The sequence below is a fragment of the Xanthobacter lutulentifluminis genome, assembly GCF_043194675.2.
Classification (GTDB): Bacteria; Pseudomonadota; Alphaproteobacteria; order Rhizobiales; family Xanthobacteraceae; genus Xanthobacter.
This window is the reverse complement of record NZ_CM195525.1, coordinates 2,829,486-2,845,795: the sequence shown is the minus strand read 5'-3', so window position 1 is coordinate 2,845,795 and position 16,310 is coordinate 2,829,486. Positions and strand designations below refer to the sequence as shown.

General features: G+C 71.2%; 11 protein-coding genes. 6 read left to right on the top strand and 5 right to left on the bottom strand.

What is annotated here, in order from left to right:
* Nucleotides 1-9: 9 nt before the first annotated feature.
* Together purF and V5F49_RS12945 are read left to right on the top strand one after the other, a co-directional pair.
* Nucleotides 10-1,515, top strand: a complete 1,506-nt coding sequence (gene purF / locus V5F49_RS12950; protein ID WP_394118542.1) for an amidophosphoribosyltransferase — start codon at nucleotides 10-12, stop codon at nucleotides 1,513-1,515.
* Nucleotides 1,516-1,840: 325 nt separating this feature from the next.
* Entirely contained in the window at nucleotides 1,841-2,584 is a 744-nt protein-coding gene (locus tag V5F49_RS12945) for an SDR family NAD(P)-dependent oxidoreductase (protein ID WP_394118541.1), read from the top strand.
* 93 nt (nucleotides 2,585-2,677) lie between these two features.
* Here the strand turns inward: V5F49_RS12945 and V5F49_RS12940 are convergent, their stop codons facing one another.
* Nucleotides 2,678-4,348 carry a lysine--tRNA ligase gene (locus V5F49_RS12940; protein ID WP_394118540.1) on the bottom strand — a complete coding sequence of 557 codons (1,671 nt, stop codon included), beginning with the start codon at nucleotides 4,346-4,348 and terminating at the stop codon, nucleotides 2,678-2,680.
* A 96-nt stretch (nucleotides 4,349-4,444) separates the two neighbouring features.
* The gene (locus V5F49_RS12935) at nucleotides 4,445-5,395 is read right to left on the bottom strand and encodes a transporter substrate-binding domain-containing protein (RefSeq protein ID WP_394118539.1); all 951 of its coding nucleotides are present in this window, start codon (nucleotides 5,393-5,395) and stop codon (nucleotides 4,445-4,447) included.
* Nucleotides 5,396-5,632: 237 nt separating this feature from the next.
* On the opposite strand from V5F49_RS12935, the gene V5F49_RS12930 reads away from it, so the two are divergent.
* Entirely contained in the window at nucleotides 5,633-7,504 is a 1,872-nt protein-coding gene (locus tag V5F49_RS12930; protein WP_394118538.1) for a glycosyltransferase family 2 protein, read from the top strand.
* On the opposite strand, the gene V5F49_RS12925 is transcribed toward V5F49_RS12930, so the two are convergent.
* A complete protein-coding gene (locus V5F49_RS12925; RefSeq protein WP_394118537.1) occupies nucleotides 7,449-8,048 on the bottom strand; it encodes an SCO family protein in 600 nt (199 codons plus the stop codon). The genes V5F49_RS12930 and V5F49_RS12925 overlap by 56 nt on opposite strands.
* 46 nt (nucleotides 8,049-8,094) lie before the next feature.
* Nucleotides 8,095-8,304: a hypothetical protein gene (locus V5F49_RS12920; protein WP_394118536.1), complete on the bottom strand. Its 210-nt coding sequence runs from the start codon at nucleotides 8,302-8,304 to the stop codon at nucleotides 8,095-8,097.
* 562 nt (nucleotides 8,305-8,866) lie between these two features.
* On the opposite strand from V5F49_RS12920, the gene polA reads away from it, so the two are divergent.
* Together polA and cysG are read left to right on the top strand one after the other, a co-directional pair.
* Nucleotides 8,867-11,854 (top strand): DNA polymerase I, encoded by a 2,988-nt coding sequence (gene polA / locus V5F49_RS12915; RefSeq protein WP_394118535.1) that lies wholly within the window; start codon nucleotides 8,867-8,869, stop codon nucleotides 11,852-11,854.
* 123 nt (nucleotides 11,855-11,977) lie between these two features.
* Nucleotides 11,978-13,471 carry a siroheme synthase CysG gene (cysG, locus tag V5F49_RS12910; protein ID WP_394118548.1) on the top strand — a complete coding sequence of 498 codons (1,494 nt, stop codon included), beginning with the start codon at nucleotides 11,978-11,980 and terminating at the stop codon, nucleotides 13,469-13,471.
* A 51-nt stretch (nucleotides 13,472-13,522) separates the two neighbouring features.
* On the opposite strand, the gene V5F49_RS12905 is transcribed toward cysG, so the two are convergent.
* Nucleotides 13,523-15,196, bottom strand: a complete 1,674-nt coding sequence (locus tag V5F49_RS12905; protein ID WP_509210682.1) for a 4Fe-4S dicluster domain-containing protein — start codon at nucleotides 15,194-15,196, stop codon at nucleotides 13,523-13,525.
* 187 nt (nucleotides 15,197-15,383) lie between these two features.
* Between V5F49_RS12905 and V5F49_RS12900 the strand changes: the two genes are divergently transcribed.
* On the top strand, nucleotides 15,384-16,304 hold the full coding sequence (locus tag V5F49_RS12900) for a uracil-DNA glycosylase (protein WP_394115409.1): 921 nt from the start codon (nucleotides 15,384-15,386) through the stop codon (nucleotides 16,302-16,304).
* The last annotated feature ends 6 nt before the right edge of the window (nucleotides 16,305-16,310 follow it).

Genomic DNA, 16,310 nt, shown 5'->3' with positions numbered 1-16,310 from the left:
GAGGGCCTGATGACCGCGGCACAGCAGGGCGGATTGCGCCTTCCCGATACCGCCCGCGCCAGCGAGCCGGACTTCGACCTCGACGGCGACCGCCTGCGCGAGGAATGCGGCGTCTTCGGCATCTACAATCATCCGGAAGCCGCGGCCATCACCGCCATCGGCCTGCACGCCCTGCAGCATCGCGGGCAGGAGGCGGCGGGCATCGTCTCCTATGACGGCCGGCGCTTCCATTCGGAGCGACGGCTCGGCCTCGTGGGCGACGCCTTCTCCGACGCCGGCGTCATCGCCCGCCTGCCCGGCGAGGCGGCGGTCGGCCACGTGCGCTATTCCACCACCGGCGAGACCCTGCTGCGCAACGTCCAGCCTTTGTTCGCCGAGCTCGACGCCGGCGGCTTCGCGGTGGGCCACAACGGCAACCTCACCAACGGCCTCACCCTGCGCAAGCAGCTGGTGCGCGACGGCGCCATCACCCAGTCCACCACCGACACGGAGGTGATCCTCCATCTGGTGGCGCGCTCCAAGAAGTCCCGCTTCATCGACCGCTTCATCGACGCCATCCGCGCGCTGGAGGGGGCCTATTCGCTGGTGGCCCTCACCAACAAGAAACTGATCGGCGCCCGCGACCCCCTCGGCATCCGCCCGCTGGTGCTGGGCTCGCTGGACGGCTCCCCCATCCTCGCCTCCGAGACCTGCGCCCTCGACATCATCGGCGCGCGCTACGTGCGCGACATCGAGAACGGCGAGGTGATCGTGATCGACGAGGAGGGCGTGCAGTCCTTCAAGCCGTTCCCGGAGATGGCGGCGCGGCCCTGCATCTTCGAGTACATCTATTTCGCCCGGCCCGACTCCGTGGTCGGCGGGCGCTCCGTCTACCAGGTGCGCAAGAAGATGGGGCAGGTGCTCGCCGAGGAGAGCCCCGCCAACGCCGATGTCATCGTCCCGGTGCCGGATTCCGGCGTGCCGGCCGCCATCGGCTTCTCCCAGCACTCGGGCATTCCCTACGAGCTCGGCATCATCCGCAACCACTATGTGGGGCGCACCTTCATCCAGCCCACCCAGTCCATCCGCGACCAGGGCGTGCGCATGAAGCATTCGGCCAACCGCTCGGTGGTGGAAGGCAAATCCATCGTGCTGGTGGACGACAGCCTCGTGCGCGGCACCACCTCGGTGAAGATCGTGCAGATGATGCGCGATGCCGGCGCCCGTGAGGTGCATTTCCGCATCGCCTCCCCGCCCATCACCCATCCCGACTATTACGGCATCGACACGCCGGACCGGGACAAGCTGCTCGCCGCCACCCACGACCTGGAAGGCATGCGCCGCTACATCGGCGCGGATTCGCTGGCCTTCCTGTCGGTGAACGGCGTGTACCGCGCCATGGGCTATGAGGCGCGCGATCCGGCGAAACCGCAGTTCACCGACCACTGCTTCACCGGCGACTATCCCACCCCCCTCACCGACCGTGCGGGCGCCGTGGGCCAGCAGCAGCTCTCCCTGCTCGCCGAAGCGAGCTGACGCCATGCCCCGGCGGCTTCGCGCTGCCGGGTGCGCCACACCGGGGTGCCCCACACCGGGGCGCGACCATCGGGGCGCGACCATCGGGGCCGGGACCACAGGACCGCGACCACGGGGCGACCCACCTTCCGGCGCCGAGGCAACATGGTCCGGCACGGAGAACGTCACCGCGAAGCAAGCGCCTCCCGGAAAGCGTGCTCCGGGTGAAAGCGCCCAGAGAGACCATCGGGCGCTCCGCCGACGTGATCGCGGGCCGCGTCCTCATCGCGCAGGCGGTGCGCCCCGCATCCCCGCAAACGATCCCTTCCCCAGCTGAGGTTTGACCGTGACCGACCGGCCGCTCGCCGACAAGATCGCCCTCGTCACCGGCGCCACCCGCGGCATCGGCGCGGCCACCGCCGTCGCCCTCGCCAAGGCCGGCGCCCATGTGGTGTGCCTCGGCCGCACCGAAGGCGGGCTGCAGGACGTGGACGACAACATCCGCGCCGTGGGCGGCACGGCGACGCTGGTCCCGCTGGACCTGAAGGATTCCGAAGGCATCGACCGGCTCGGCGGCGCGCTTTACGAACGCTACGGCCGGCTCGACATCTATGTGGCCAATGCCGGCATCCTCGGCCCGCTCTCGCCGCTCGGCCACATCTTCCCCAAGGACTGGGACGACATCGTCGCGGTGAACCTCACCGCCAACTGGCGCTGCGTGCGCTCGTTCGATCCGCTCTTGAAGCTGTCGCCGGCGGGGCGGGTGGTGATGGTCTCCTCCGGCGCCGCCCACAAGGCGCGCGCCTATTGGGGCGCCTATGCCCTCACCAAGGCGGGCCTCGAGGTGATGGGCCGCACCTGGGCGGCGGAGAGCATCTCCGGCAACCTCAAGGTGAACCTGTTCAATCCGGGGCCGATCCGCACCCGCATGCGCGCCAAGGCCTTCCCCGGCGAGGACCCGATGGGTCTGCCCGCGCCCGAGGAGGCCGCCGCCGCCATCCTTCCCCTGTGCCTGCCCGGCTTCATGGAGACGGGCAGGCTCTACGATTTCCCGCAGGGCAAGCTGCTCGACTTCCAGATGCCGGCCTGAGCGGCTGCGGGAAAGGGGTCATCGCCCGGCGTGACCGGGCGAGCCACCGGGGCACGCCATCCGCTTGCCCCGGCCGTCAGCATCCAAGCCCGATCAGGCCGCCGCCAGTTCTCCCGCCAGCGCCTTGCGGATCAACTCGCGCGTCTCGGCGACGCCATAGATGGCGACGAAGGAGCCGAAGCGGGGGCCGCGCGCGAGGCCCAGCAGCACCTGATAGAGCGTGTTGAACCACTCCACCGACACGCCCGGCCGCTCGGGCGTCGCGCCCTTGGCCTTGAGGTCCTGGTAGCGCGGAATGGGCCGCGCCACGTCATAGAGCACGGTCTGGATGTCGTCCGCGCCCGCACCCGCCGGCAAAGCGGCCAGCGCCGCGTCGAGCGTCGCAAGCGCCTCCCGCTCGACCGCGTCCGGGGTGCGGAACACCTTGTTCGGCTTCACGAAATCGTGGAAGTAGCGCACCGCATAGCCAACCAGTTCGTGCAGCTTGGGATGCGTCTGGTCCGACACGCCGGGCACGTGGCGCTTGAGGAAGCCCCACAGCACGCTTTCGTCCTCCGTGTTGGAGGCGGAGGCGAGGTTGAGCAGCATGGTGAAGGAGACCGGCATGTCCACGTCCGGCGGATTGCCGGCATGGATGTGATAGACTGGATTGCCGAACCTGAGCTTCCAGTCCTGCCCCTGATAGCGGGCGAGGAAGTTGAAATACTCGTCCACCGCCTTCGGGATCACGTCGAAGTGCAGCTTCTTGGCCGAGCGGGGCGACTGGAACATGTAGAGCGCGAGGCTCTCCGGGCTCGCATAGGTCAGCCACTCGTCGATGGTCAGCCCGTTGCCCTTGGACTTGGAGATCTTCTGCCCCTTCTCGTCCAGGAACAGCTCGTAGACGAAATGCTCCGGCGCGGTGCCGCCGAGGATCTCGCAGATCTTGTCGTAGATGGGCGCGTTGGTCTGGTGGTCCTTGCCGAACATCTCGAAGTCCACGTCCAGCGCGGCCCAGCGGGCGCCGAAATCCGGCTTCCACTGCAGCTTGACCTTGCCGCCGGTGACGGGGAGCGTCAGCTCGGTGCCGTCCTCGTCGTCGAAGGTGATGGTGCCGGCCTTGGCGTCCACGGCCTTCAGCGGCACGTAGAGCACGCGCCCGGAGGTGGGGGAGATGGGCAGGAAGGGCGAATAGGTGGCCTGCCGCTCCTCGCCGAGGGTCGGCAGCATCACGTCCATGATGGCGTCGTAGCGCTCCGCCACCTTCAGCAGCACAGGATCGAGCTTGCCGGAGAGGTAATAGTCCGTGGCGCTGGCGAATTCGTAGTCGAACCCGAAGGTGTCGAGGAAGCGCCGGAGCATGGCGTTGTTATGGGCGCCGAAGCTCGGATAGTCGCCGCCGAACGGGTTCGGCACGCGGGTCAGCGGCATCTGCAGATAGGGGCGCAGCGCCACCGGGTCCGGCACGTTGTCCGGGATCTTGCGCATGCCGTCCATGTCGTCGGAGAAGCACAGGAGGCGCGTCTTGATCTTGTCCTCGGTGAGCACGCGGAAGGCGTGGCGCACCATGGTGGTGCGCGCCACCTCGCCGAAGGTGCCGATGTGCGGCAGGCCGGAGGGGCCGTAGCCGGTCTCGAACAGCACCTCGTCCTTGGGGTGCTTCTTCAGCCGCTCCACCAGCTTGCGCGCTTCCTCGAACGGCCAGGCAGAGGCCGTCTCGGCGACGCGCTTCAGCTCCCCGGCGAGCGCGGCCGGATCGGTGAAGGCGGGTGAAGGGTCAGTCATGATGGGCTCCGAAAAAGGAGCGCGACCTTAGTCAAGCCCCCCCGGAGGGTCAACGCGCGCAACCGCGCGCGCCCACCCCCGGGCCCATCCCCGCGCTCAATAGAAGCCGATGGGGAACCAGCGCAGGTAGAGGTTGGTGTAGACCCCCTTCTCCCAGATGCGCTGGAGGGCGAAGTCCATGGCGTGGCGCAACGTGTCGTTGCCCTCCTTCACCGCCACCGAGAAGCCCTCGCCGAAGAAGCGGCTTTCGGTGAAGGGCCCGCCCACGAAGCGGCAGCAATTGGCGCTGTCAGTGCCGTTGAGCCACAGGGCAAGCGTGATGCCGTCCGCGAACAGCAGGTCCACCGTGCCGGCCTTCAGCGCCTCCTGCGCCGATTTCAGGTCCGGAAACGGGCGGATGCCGGCCTCGGTGAAGAAGGAGCGCAGATAGGCCTCGTGCGCGGTGCGGCTCACCACCGCCACCTTCTTGGCGGCCACCTGCTCGGGGGTGGCGGTCGCCAGCGTCTCCTGCTTGCGGCCCACGAAGCGGGCCGGCGTGCCGAGATAGCGCTCGGAGAAGTCGAGGTTGACGCGGGCGGCCGGGGTGGCCGCGAGGCCGGCGATGGCGGCTTCCGCCCGGCCCTGGTCAACCGTGTCGGACAAGGTGTCGAACGCCGCCGCCTGGATCACGCAGGTCACGCCCAGCTCGGCGCAGATGGCCCGGGCGAGGTCCACGTTGAAGCCGGAGAGCACGCCGTCGGAATTGATGAAGTTGAAGGGCGGGTAGTCGTCGGTGGTGACGAAGCGCAGCTCCTTGGGCAGGCGCGCGGCGTCGGGCCGCTCCAGCCGGCGCTCCACGTTCCAGAAGTTCGGCACCGTGACGCCGGCCTCGCCCTGCGAGCGCATGACCACCGCCGGAGGCGGCGCGGCCGCGGGCGCCGGCTGCGCCTGGGCGACGGCGGCAACCGGCAGAAGCAGGGCGCAGGCGAGCGCGAACAGGAGGCCGGCCGCGCCGAGCCGCCCTGCGACCTCAGCCCGCAGCCGGGCGGAATGGACTGGTAGAGCCATTGCGGCGCGTTTACCTTCAGGTTGCACTCATGGGGTGGGGGCATGGTGGGGGATGCGCGGCCGGCCGGCAAGGGCCCGGCAGATGGCGAGCACGCGCCTGCGGCGGGCACGACGGCCCGGGGCGCCGCGCACCTGTCTCCATCGCTCCCCCGCATCGACGGCGGCGCCGACGAGCGCAGCCCCCCTCACGCCCCGGCCCCCTACCCTCGCGATCTGCCCGTCGAATTGCGGCCGTTCGTGGGGGATCTCCCCCTCGCGGTGCTGCGGGAGGCGGCGGCGCGGGCGCGGCAGGTCGGTGTCGGAGCCGACGAGGTGCTGGTGGCCCGCGGGCTCGTGGACGACGCCACGGCCACCCTCCGCCTCGCCGATCACCTCGGCCTGCCGGTCGAGCCCGCCACGCCGGACCGGACGGCGCCCGGCCGGCCGCTTTCTGCGGAGACGGCGCGGGGCGTGCTGCGCACCGGCATCCGGCTGGAGCCGCCGGGCCGGCCGGGTCAGCGGCCACGCTTCACCCTTGCGGCCCGTGGCCGAGAGGTGCGACGGCTGGCGCGCGCGCTGCGGCAGGACGCGAGCCTCGCCGGCCGGGTCAGCCTCACCTCCCCCGCGGCGCTGCGCCGGGCGGTTCTGGACACCGCCGGCCCACAGCTGACCGAGGCCGCCGTGCTGCATCTGCCGCGCGGCGATCCGCTGCGCTCGGCCGCGACGCTGGTGCCGGGACGGCTGCTGGCCCGGGGCGCGCTGGCCGTCGGCGTGCCATTGGCGGTGCTGGCCGCTCTCGCGCCATTGTGGACGCTGCTCGCCGTGCAGGCGCTCCTGTCGCTGGTGTTCCTGGCGTGGATCGCCATCCGCCTCGCCGGCTGCCTCTATGAGCCGCCGGACGACATCCGCCCCACCCTCTCCGAGCGCCACCTGCCGCTCTATTCCATCCTCGTTCCGCTCTACCGGGAGGCGGCGAGCGTGCCGGGCCTCGTCTCGGCGCTGGGCGCGCTCGACTATCCACCGGAGAAGCTGGACATCAAGCTGGTGGTGGAGGCCGACGACCGCGCGACCCGTGCCGCCATCGCCGCCATCGGCCTGCCGCCGCACATGGAAGAGGTGGCGGTGCCGCCCCTCGGCCCGCGCACCAAGCCCAAGGCGCTCGACGTGGCGCTTTGCTTCGCCCGCGGCAGCTTCGTCGCCATCTACGACGCCGAGGACCTGCCCGAGCCGGACCAGTTGCGCCGGGCGCTGGAGGCGTTCCGCGCCGGCGGCCCGCGCGTGGCCTGCGTTCAGGCGCGGCTGTGCACCGACAATGGCGACGAGCGCTGGATCGCCGGGCAGTTCGCGGCCGAATATGCCGGCCAGTTCGACGTGCTGCTGCCCATGCTGAGCGCGCTCGGCCTGCCCATCCTGCTGGGCGGCACCTCCAACCACTTCCGCCGCCGGGTGCTGGAGGAGGTGGGCGCGTGGGACCCGTTCAACGTCACCGAGGATGCCGACCTCGGCATCCGCCTCGCCCGCGCCGGCTACGAGACGCGGGTGATCGCCTCCACCACCTTCGAGGAGGCGCCAGTGGCCTGCGGGGTCTGGGTGGGCCAGCGCACCCGCTGGCTGAAGGGATGGGCGCAGACGCTGCTGGTCCACCTGCGCCGGCCGCGCGCGCTGGTGCGCGATCTCGGCCCGCGCGCCACCGCGGCGCTGCTGCTGCTCACCGCCGGCCCGTTCGCGGCGGCGCTGGTGCATCCGTTCTGCACCGTGGTGCTCGCGGCGGACATGGTGCGCGGCGTGATCGGCCTGCCCTGCACCTCGCTGGCGGAAGTGCTCACCTCCGCCCTCACCTACACGACGCTGGCGGCCGGCTATGCCGGCACCGCCGTGCTGCAGGTGGCCGCCCTGCGGCGGCGGGGGCTGGCGCCGCACTGGAGCGTGGTGGCCGGCCTGCCCCTCTACTGGATGCTGCTGTCGCTCGCGGCCTGGCGGGCGCTGGTGGAGCTGATCCGCCGCCCGCACTTCTGGCAGAAGACCGAGCACGGCGTCGCCCGCCGCGCGGCCGGGGCGGCGTTGCGCCCGGGCGTCAGAACTGCCGCCGCAGCTCCGCCGCAGCCTCGTTCGGCGGCCGCTTGGAATTGAACGGCGCGACGAAGGTGCCGGTCTTGTCCATCAGATAGACCACCGCCGTGTGGTCCATGGTGTAGTCGCCGGCGGTGAGGGGCACCTTGCGGGAATAGACCCGGTATTCCTTCTTGATCTGGTCCACCGCCTCCGGCGTGCCGGTGAGGCCGTGGATCTGCGGCGCGAAGCTCGCGAGATAGGATTTCAGCACCTCGGGCGTGTCCCGCTCCGGGTCCACCGAGACGAAGAAGGCCTGCGCCTTGTCGGCATCGGGGCCGAGCGCGCCGAAGATCTCGGACATCTCGAACAGGGCCGTCGGGCACACGTCCGGACAATGGGTGAAGCCGAAGAAGATGAGGCTGGGCTTGCCCTTCAGCGCGGCCTCCGTCACCGGCTTGCCGTCCGCGTCGGTCAGGCGGAAGGGCCCGCCAACGGCGGCCGTGCCGGTGGAGACGACGGCCGGCGGAGCGGCCGGCATCAGCAGCGTGACGCCGGCGATGAGCAGGAGGGCGCCGGCCGCGAAGGCGGAGAACAGCGCGATGATCTTCAAGCGTTGCGACATGTATCCTCAAGCGCCCGGCGGCGCCGCTGGCGGAAGGGTCGGGGGATCACAGGCAGGCGGCGATGCCCGCGCTGAGGATATCGAAGAAGACGGTGGCGCCGTGCCGCGCCCACAGCATCACCGCCGCGGCGCCGAGCGCTCCCACAACGGCCACGGCACCCAGCACCAGGAGCCGCGTGCCCAGCCCGGACCGCGCCGACGTGGCCTCGCCGGCATCGCGGCCGGGTTCGAGGCGGGAGGGGGCGGCGAGGGACATGGTTTGGCGGTGGCTCCGGACGAAGGACGGGGCGGAGGATAGCGTGCCCGCCGGGCTGAATCCAATCCGGCCGGGTCAAGGCTGCGTGACGCGACGCCGCGTCGGCCGCGGGCAGGCACGGGACCGGAGCGCGGGACGGGAACGCAGGGCCGGGACGCCGGCCGGGACGGCGCCCGGTTCCTCCCGGCCGGCGCCACTGCCACCGACAAGGCGGCGACGGCCGGCCGGCGGCAGCGCCCGCGCCAGGCTTGCCCGCACCGCCGGCGCGATGGGGCGGGCGGCGGCCGGGCCACGCCGGGACAGCCGTCGCAGCGCGCGGCCGAAGCATCGTGCGCCGGAACCGGACAGCCGGCAGCCGACGGAGCGGGCACGCGGTGGTTCCGGAACCGGCTCGCGCGCCATCCCTCACTGCCCGCGGCGCAAACCCCGCACCCAACGTCCCCCGCCGGCTCCCGCGCGCCGGCGACGCGTAACGGTGCACGCCCGCGCCGGCCCCTTGTCCCGTGCACGCCCCTCGGGCATCGTGCGCGCCTTCTTCCGCGGAACCTGCCAAGGACCGGCGATGTCCCCTTCTCCCCGCCCTCTCCAGCCCGGCGATCACGTCTTTCTGGTGGATGGCTCCTCCTTCGTGTTCCGCGCCTATTTCCAGTCCATCAACCAGGACCGGAAGTACAATTTCCGCTCGGACCGGCTGCCGACCGGGGCGGTGCGGCTGTTCTGCACCAAGCTGTTCCAGTTCGTGCGCGACGGGGCGGTGGGCATCAGGCCGACCCACCTCGCCATCATCTTCGACAAGTCGGAGGACAGCTTCCGCAAGGAGCTTTACCCCGACTACAAGGCCAACCGCTCCGACCCGCCGGACGAGCTGATCCCCCAGTTTCCGCTCATGCGCGAGGCGGTGCGCGCCTTCGGCCTGATCCCGGTGGAGCAGGCGCGCTACGAGGCGGACGATCTCATCGCCACCTATGCCGACCAGGCGGTGCGGGCGGGGGCGGACGTGCTCATCGTCTCCGCCGACAAGGACCTGATGCAGCTCATCGGCCCCAAGGTCGCCATGTATGACCCGGCCTCGGGCGAGAGCGGCGGGCGCGGGGCGCGGCCGGAGCGGCGCATCGGTCTCGGCGAGGTGGTGGAATATTTCGGCGTGCCGCCGGAGAAGGTCACGGACGTGCAGGCGCTTGCCGGCGACTCAACCGACAACGTGCCCGGCGTGCCCGGCATCGGCATCAAGACCGCCGCCCAGCTCATCGCCGAATATGGGGATCTGGAAACGCTGCTCGCCAGCGCCGACAAGATCAAGCAGCCCAAGCGGCGGGAATCGCTGCTGAGCAATCAGGAGGCCGCGCGCATCTCCAAGCAGCTGGTGACGCTGGTGCGCGACGTGGCGGTGGAGGTGCCGCTGGAGGATCTGGTGCTGGAGGCGCCGGACGCCAGGCGCCTCATCTCCTTCCTCAAGGCCATGGAATTCACCACCATCACCCGCCGCGTGGCCGAGGCCTATGGCGTGGAAGCCGGCGAGGTGGACGCCGACCCGCGCCTTGCCCCCAGCGGCGACCTGTTCGCCCCCGGCGCGCCGGGGGAGGGGCCCACCGCTGCTCCTGCCGGCGGCGGAGAGGCCGCACCTGCGGCGACGGCCGCCGAAGGCACGCCCACCCCGGCCGATCTCGCCCACGCCCGCGCGCAGGAGGCCCGCGCCACGCCGGTGAACCGCGCCGCCTACCGCACCGTGCTCGACCTCGCCGAGCTTGAGGCGTGGTGCGCCAAGGCGCGCGAGCAGGGTGTCGTCGCCTTCGACACCGAGACCAATTCACTCGACCCCATGCAGGCGGATCTGGTGGGCGTCTCGCTGGCGCTCTCGCCCAACGAGGCCTGCTACATCCCCCTGCTGCACCAGGGCGCGGGGGACGGCCTGTTCTCCGAGGGCCTGCTGCCGGGCCAGATCCCGTCCGGACAGGCGCTCGCCGTCCTCAAGCCCATGCTGGAGGACAAGGGCACCCTGAAGATCGGGCACAATGTGAAGTACGACCAGCTGGTGCTGGCCCGCCACGGCATCCGCGTCGCGCCCATCGACTGCACCATGTGCATGTCCTACGCGCTCGACGCCGGCCGCAACGGCCACGGCATGGACGAGCTTTCCGTGCTCCACCTCGGCCACCAGCCCATCGCCTATTCGGAGGTGACGGGGAAGGGCAAGAGCCAGATCACCTTCGACAAGGTGCCGCTGGAGCCCGCCACGGCCTATGCCGCCGAGGACGCGGACGTGACGCTGCGCCTGTGGCGCGCGCTCAAGCCCCGCCTCGCCGCCGAGGGCAGGACCACGGTCTACGAGACGCTGGAGCGCCCGCTCATCGGCGTTCTGGCGCGCATGGAAAGCCGCGGCATCGCCATCGACAAGGCCATGCTGGCGCGCCTCTCCTCGGAATTCGCGCAGGGCGCGGCGCGGGTGGAGGACGAGATCGCCGAGCTCGCAGGCGAGCGGCTGAACGTGGGCAGCCCCAAGCAGATGGGCGACGTCCTGTTCGGCAAGATGGGCCTGCCCGGCGGCACCAAGACCGCCACGGGCATGTGGTCCACCAAGGCCACCGCGCTGGAGGAGCTGGCCGAGCAGGGCCACAAGCTGCCGCAGAAGATCCTGGAATGGCGCCAGCTCTCCAAGCTGCGCTCCACCTACACGGACGCCTTGCCCAACTACGTGAACCCCGAGACGAAGCGCGTCCACACCTCCTATGCGCTGGCCGCCACCACCACCGGGCGGCTGTCCTCCTCCGACCCCAACCTGCAGAACATCCCGGTCCGCACCGAGGAGGGCCGGCGCATCCGCCGCGCCTTCGTGGCGCAGGAGGGCAACCTCCTCGTCTCGGCCGACTATTCGCAGATCGAACTGCGGCTGCTGGCCGAGATCGCCGAGATCCCGGCGCTGCGGCAGGCGTTCACGGACGGGCTCGACATCCACGCCATGACCGCCTCCGAGATGTTCGGCGTGCCGGTGAAGGACATGCCGGGCGAGATCCGCCGGCGGGCGAAGGCCATCAATTTCGGCATCATCTACGGCATCTCCGCCTTCGGCCTCGCCAACCAGCTGGGCATTCCGCGCGAGGAGGCGGGCCAGTACATCAAGCGCTATTTCGAGCGCTTCCCGGGCATCCGCGACTACATGGAGGAGACGAAAGCCTTCTGCCGCGAGCACGGCTATGTGGAGACCCTGTTCGGCCGGCGCTGCCACTATCCCGACATCGCGGCCAAGAACCCCTCCATCCGCGCCTTCAACGAGCGCGCCGCCATCAATGCCCGCCTCCAGGGCACGGCGGCGGACATCATCCGCCGCGCCATGATCCGCATGGAGCCGGCGCTGGCGAAGGCGAACCTTTCCGCGCGCATGCTGCTGCAGGTCCACGACGAGCTGGTGTTCGAGGTGCCGGAGGCCGAGGCGGAAGCCATCATCCCCGTGGTGCGCCACGCCATGGAGACGGCGGCCGCCCCGGCGGTCCAGCTTGCCGTGCCGCTGAAGGTGGACGCCCGCGCCGCGAAGAACTGGGAAGAGGCGCACTGAGCGCCCCCTGAAAGGGCCGCCCCACCACCGGCGGCGGCGCTGCCCCGGTCGGGCCGCCGCCCGCGTTGATCGCCAGCCCGGCCCGCCGTAGGCTGGCGCATTCTCTCAGGAGCCACCGTGACCATGGCCGCCTCCGGCCCGCAAACGCCTTCCCCCCGCGCCCCCCGCCAGACCGGGCATGCGCGCATGGAGCCCATCGCGCGGCTGCCGGTGTTCTTCGGGCTCGAGGGGCGACGGGTGCTGGTGGCTGGCGGCGGCGCGCCGGCCGCCTGGAAGGCCGACCTGCTCTCCGCCGCCGGGGCACGGGTGGAGGTGATCGCCCCGCACGTGGGCGAGGAGCTGTGGCGCCTCGCCGGCGCCGCGCCCCACGGCCCCATCTGCATCCATGTGCGCGACTGGCACGCCGACGACCTGCCGGGCGCCGCCTTCGCCGTCGCCGACTGCGAGGACGAGGCCGAAGCCGCCCGCTTCGCCGAGGCCGCCCGCGCCGCCGGCGTGCCGGTGAACGTCATCGACCGGCCCGGCGCCTCCGATTTCACCTTCGGCGCGATCGTGAACCGCTCGCCGCTGGTGGTGGGCATCTCCACCGATGGCGCCGCGCCCGTGTTCGGGCAGGCGGTCCGCGCCAAGATCGAGGCGCTGCTGCCGGCCGGCTTCAAGGGCTGGGCGCTGGCGGCCAAGACCTGGCGCGCCGCCGTCACCGCGCGCGGCCTGTCGCATCACGCCCGCCGCGCCTTCTGGGAGCGTTTCGCCGCCAAGGCCCTCTCCGAGCCCAACCGGGCACCGGACGAGGTCGACCGCGCCGCCCTGTTCGCCGCCATCGAGGCCGGGGCCGCCGCCCCGCAGGCCGGATCGGTGGTGCTGGTGGGCGCCGGGCCGGGCGATCCGGAGCTTTTGACGCTGAAGGCGGTGCGGGCGCTCCAGTCCGCCGACGTGGTGCTCTACGACGATCTCGTCTCCCCTGCCGTGCTGGATTTCGCCCGGCGCGAGGCGCAGAAGATGCTGGTGGGCAAGACCGGCTACGGCCCCTCCTGCAAGCAGGACGACATCAACGCCCTGATGGTCCAGCTGGCCAGGGAAGGGCGCCGGGTGGTGCGCCTGAAGGGCGGCGAGCCCATGATCTTCGGCCGGGCCGGAGAGGAGATCGCCCACTGCCGGGCCGCCGGCGTGCCGGTGGAGGTGGTGCCCGGCATCTCGGCGCCGCAGGGCGCGGCGAGCCGGCTCGTCACCTCCCTCACCCACCGCGACCATGCGCGACGGCTGCAGTTCGTCACCGCCCATGCGCGCGACGGCAAGCTGCCGAAGGATCTCGATTTCAACGCTCTGGCCGACAAGGCAGCGACGACGGTGGTCTACATGCCCCGCCGCACCCTGCCGGATCTCATCGCCAACCTCACCGCCGCCGGCATCGATCCGGCGACCCCGGCGGTGGCGGTGTTCTCGGTGACGCGGCCACAGGAGAAGGTGGTGCTGGCCACGGTGGCGACGCTTGCGGATGCCGTGGCCACTGCCGCCGAGGCGGGAGCCGAGGGCCCCTGCCTCATCCTTTATGGCCATGCCCTGGCGGAGGTGGCGGCCGATGCCCTGCCTGCCCCGCCGGAAGCCGCCCGCGCCTGAGGCTTCGGGCGGCCGCCGTCCTGACGGCGGCGCGGGTGCGCCGCCCGGTCCTCACATGTTCGGATAGTTGGGCCCGCCGCCGCCTTCGGGGGCGGTCCAGGTGATGTTCTGGTTGGGGTCCTTGATGTCGCACGTCTTGCAGTGGACGCAGTTCTGCGCGTTGATCTGGAAGCGCGGCGCGTCCGCCCCCTCCTCGACCCACTCATAGACGCCCGCCGGGCAGTAGCGGTTGGACGGGCCGGCATAGATGTCGTGCTCCGACGCCTTCTGCAGGGCCATGTCCTTCACCACCAGATGCACCTGCTGGTTCTCCTCGTGGTTGGTGCTCGACAGGAACACCGAGGAGAGCTTGTCGAAGGTCAGCACCCCGTCCGGCCGCGGATAGGCGATCTTCTTGCACTCCTTGGCCGGCTTCAGCGAGGCGGCGTCGGTCTTGCCGTGCTTCAGCGTGCCGAACAGCGAGAAGCCGAACGTGTTGGTCCACATGTCCAGCGCCCCCAGCGGGATGCCGAGGAAGGTGCCGAACCGCGACCACAGCGGCTTCATGTTGCGGACCTTCCTCAGGTCCGCGCCGATGGCCGAGGCCCGCCACGCCGCCTCATAGCTGGAAAGCTCGTCGTGGCTGCGCTCCGCCGCCAGCGCGTCGAGCAGGTGGTCGGCGGCCAGGATGCCGGAGAGCACCGCGTTGTGGCTGCCCTTGATGCGCGGCACGTTCACGAAGCCGGCCGCGCAGCCCACCAGCACGCCGCCGGGGAACGACAGCTTCGGCACGCTCTGGTAGCCGCCCTCGGTGATGGCGCGCGCCCCATAGGCGATGCGCTTGCCGCCCTCGAAGGTGTCGCGGAAGATCGGGTGGGTCTTGAACCGCTGGAATTCGTCGAACGGCGAGAGCCAGGGGTTCTGGTAGTTGAGGTGGACCACGAAGCCCACCACCACCTGCTCGTCGTCGATATGGTAGAGGAAGGCGCCGCCGCCGGTCTTGGAATCCAGCGGCCAGCCGAAGGCGTGCTGCACCAGGCCGGGCTTGTGCTTCTCCGGCTTCACCTTCCACAATTCCTTGAGCCCGATGCCGAATTTCGGCACGTCGCGGCCCTCGCCCAGTCCGTATTTGCCGATGATCTGCTTGGTCAGGTGCCCGCGCGCGCCCTCAGCGAACACGGTGTAGCGGCCGCGCAGCTCCATGCCGCGGGTGAACTCGGGCTTCTGCTCGCCTTGCCTGTCGACGCCCATGTCGCCGGTGGCGATGCCGGTCACAGCGCCCTTCTCGTCATAGAGGATCTCGTCGGCGGCGAAGCCGGGATAGATCTCGACGCCCAGCGCCTCGGCCTTCTGCGCCAGGAAGCGGCAGACATTGCCGAGCGAGCCGACATAATTGCCGTGGTTGTTCATCAGCGGCGGCATGGCGAAATTGGGCAGCTTCACCCCGCCGGCCGGGCCGAGCAGCCAGAAATGGTCGTCCGTGACCTGCACGGTCAGGGGCGCATCCGCCTCCTCGCGCCAGCCGGGGACGAGGGCATCGAGCCCCACCGGGTCGATCACCGCGCCGGAGAGGATGTGGGCGCCCACCTCGGAGCCCTTCTCCACCACCACCACGGAGACCTCGGACCCCCGCTCGGCCGCCTGCTGCTTCAGACGGATGGCGGTCGCAAGCCCCGCAGGACCCGCCCCAACCACCACCACGTCATAATCCATCCCCTCGCGTTCAGGCAGATCCGCCGCGCTCATGCCCTCAGGCTCCCTCTCAGTGTCTTGTTGGACTTTTTCCATGGTTGCGGCGTGAAGACAATTGCGTCCATGCAGCGGAGAGACGCAGTTTTCCGACCGCGCGTCCAATGCGCCCCCTCCATCGACCGCATTTACCGTCGCGCGAGGGCGGTTTGGCCGGACCGCGGTCCGGCACTAGAATGCCGGCATGAGCCCGCCCCCCTTCGATCCGCAGGACGCCCTTCCGGCCGACGACATCGCCGACCTCCTCGCCTTCCATCTGGAGGCGGGGGTGGACGTGGCCATCGGCGAGACGCCGGTGAACCGGTTCGCCGAGAGCGCGGCCGAGCCGGCGCGGGGTGGTGCGCGGGCGATCCAGCCCGAGGCGCCGGCATTCGCGCCGCCTTCCCCCGCGGACACACCGCGCCCGGCCCCGACGCAGCCCGCCGCCGGCCGCCCCGCTGCGGCCCGCCCTGCCCCGCCGCGCGAGCCGGCAGCACCGGCGGCCATCCACACCCGTCCGCCGGACGAGGCCGCCATGGCCGCGCGCGAGGCGGCCCGCGAGGCGCAGAGCCTCGACGACCTGCGCGCCATGCTGGAGGCGTTCGAGGGCTGCGCGCTGAAGCGCACCGCTAGCCGGCTGGTGTTCGCCGACGGCACGCCGGGCGCGCGGGTGATGTTCGTGGGCGAGGCGCCGGGCCGCGACGAGGACCAGCAGGGCCTGCCCTTCGTCGGCCGCTCCGGCAAGCTGCTCGACCTGATGATGGGGGCCATCGGCCTCGACCGGACCTCGGCCTATATCGCCAACGTCATTCCCTGGCGCCCGCCGGGCAACCGCACGCCGACCCCGCAGGAAACCGCGGTGTGCCTGCCTTTCATCCGCCGGCAGATCGAGCTCGCCAACCCGGACATACTGGTGTGCCTCGGCGGGCCGTCGGCGCAGGCGCTGATGGCGACCACCGAGGGCATCACCCGGCTGCGCGGCCGCTTCGCCGATTATGACACCGGCACGCGCGCCATCCGCGCCATCGCCACCTTCCACCCGGCCTATCTGCTGCGCACGCCCATCGGCAAGCGCCTCGCCTGGCGCGACATGCTGGCGGTGGAAGCGGCGCTGAAGGGGGCGTGAGCGCGC

Coding starts and splice junctions, on each gene's coding strand:
- purF (WP_394118542.1), top strand. CDS start 10: ATGACCGCGGCACAGCAGGGCGGATTGCGCCTTCCCGATACCGCCCGC.
- V5F49_RS12940 (WP_394118540.1), bottom strand. CDS start 4,348: ATGACTGACCCTTCACCCGCCTTCACCGATCCGGCCGCGCTCGCCGGG.
- V5F49_RS12935 (WP_394118539.1), bottom strand. CDS start 5,395: ATGGCTCTACCAGTCCATTCCGCCCGGCTGCGGGCTGAGGTCGCAGGG.
- V5F49_RS12925 (WP_394118537.1), bottom strand. CDS start 8,048: ATGTCGCAACGCTTGAAGATCATCGCGCTGTTCTCCGCCTTCGCGGCC.
- V5F49_RS12920 (WP_394118536.1), bottom strand. CDS start 8,304: ATGTCCCTCGCCGCCCCCTCCCGCCTCGAACCCGGCCGCGATGCCGGC.
- polA (WP_394118535.1), top strand. CDS start 8,867: ATGTCCCCTTCTCCCCGCCCTCTCCAGCCCGGCGATCACGTCTTTCTG.
- cysG (WP_394118548.1), top strand. CDS start 11,978: ATGGCCGCCTCCGGCCCGCAAACGCCTTCCCCCCGCGCCCCCCGCCAG.
- V5F49_RS12905 (WP_509210682.1), bottom strand. CDS start 15,196: ATGAGCGCGGCGGATCTGCCTGAACGCGAGGGGATGGATTATGACGTG.
- V5F49_RS12900 (WP_394115409.1), top strand. CDS start 15,384: ATGAGCCCGCCCCCCTTCGATCCGCAGGACGCCCTTCCGGCCGACGAC.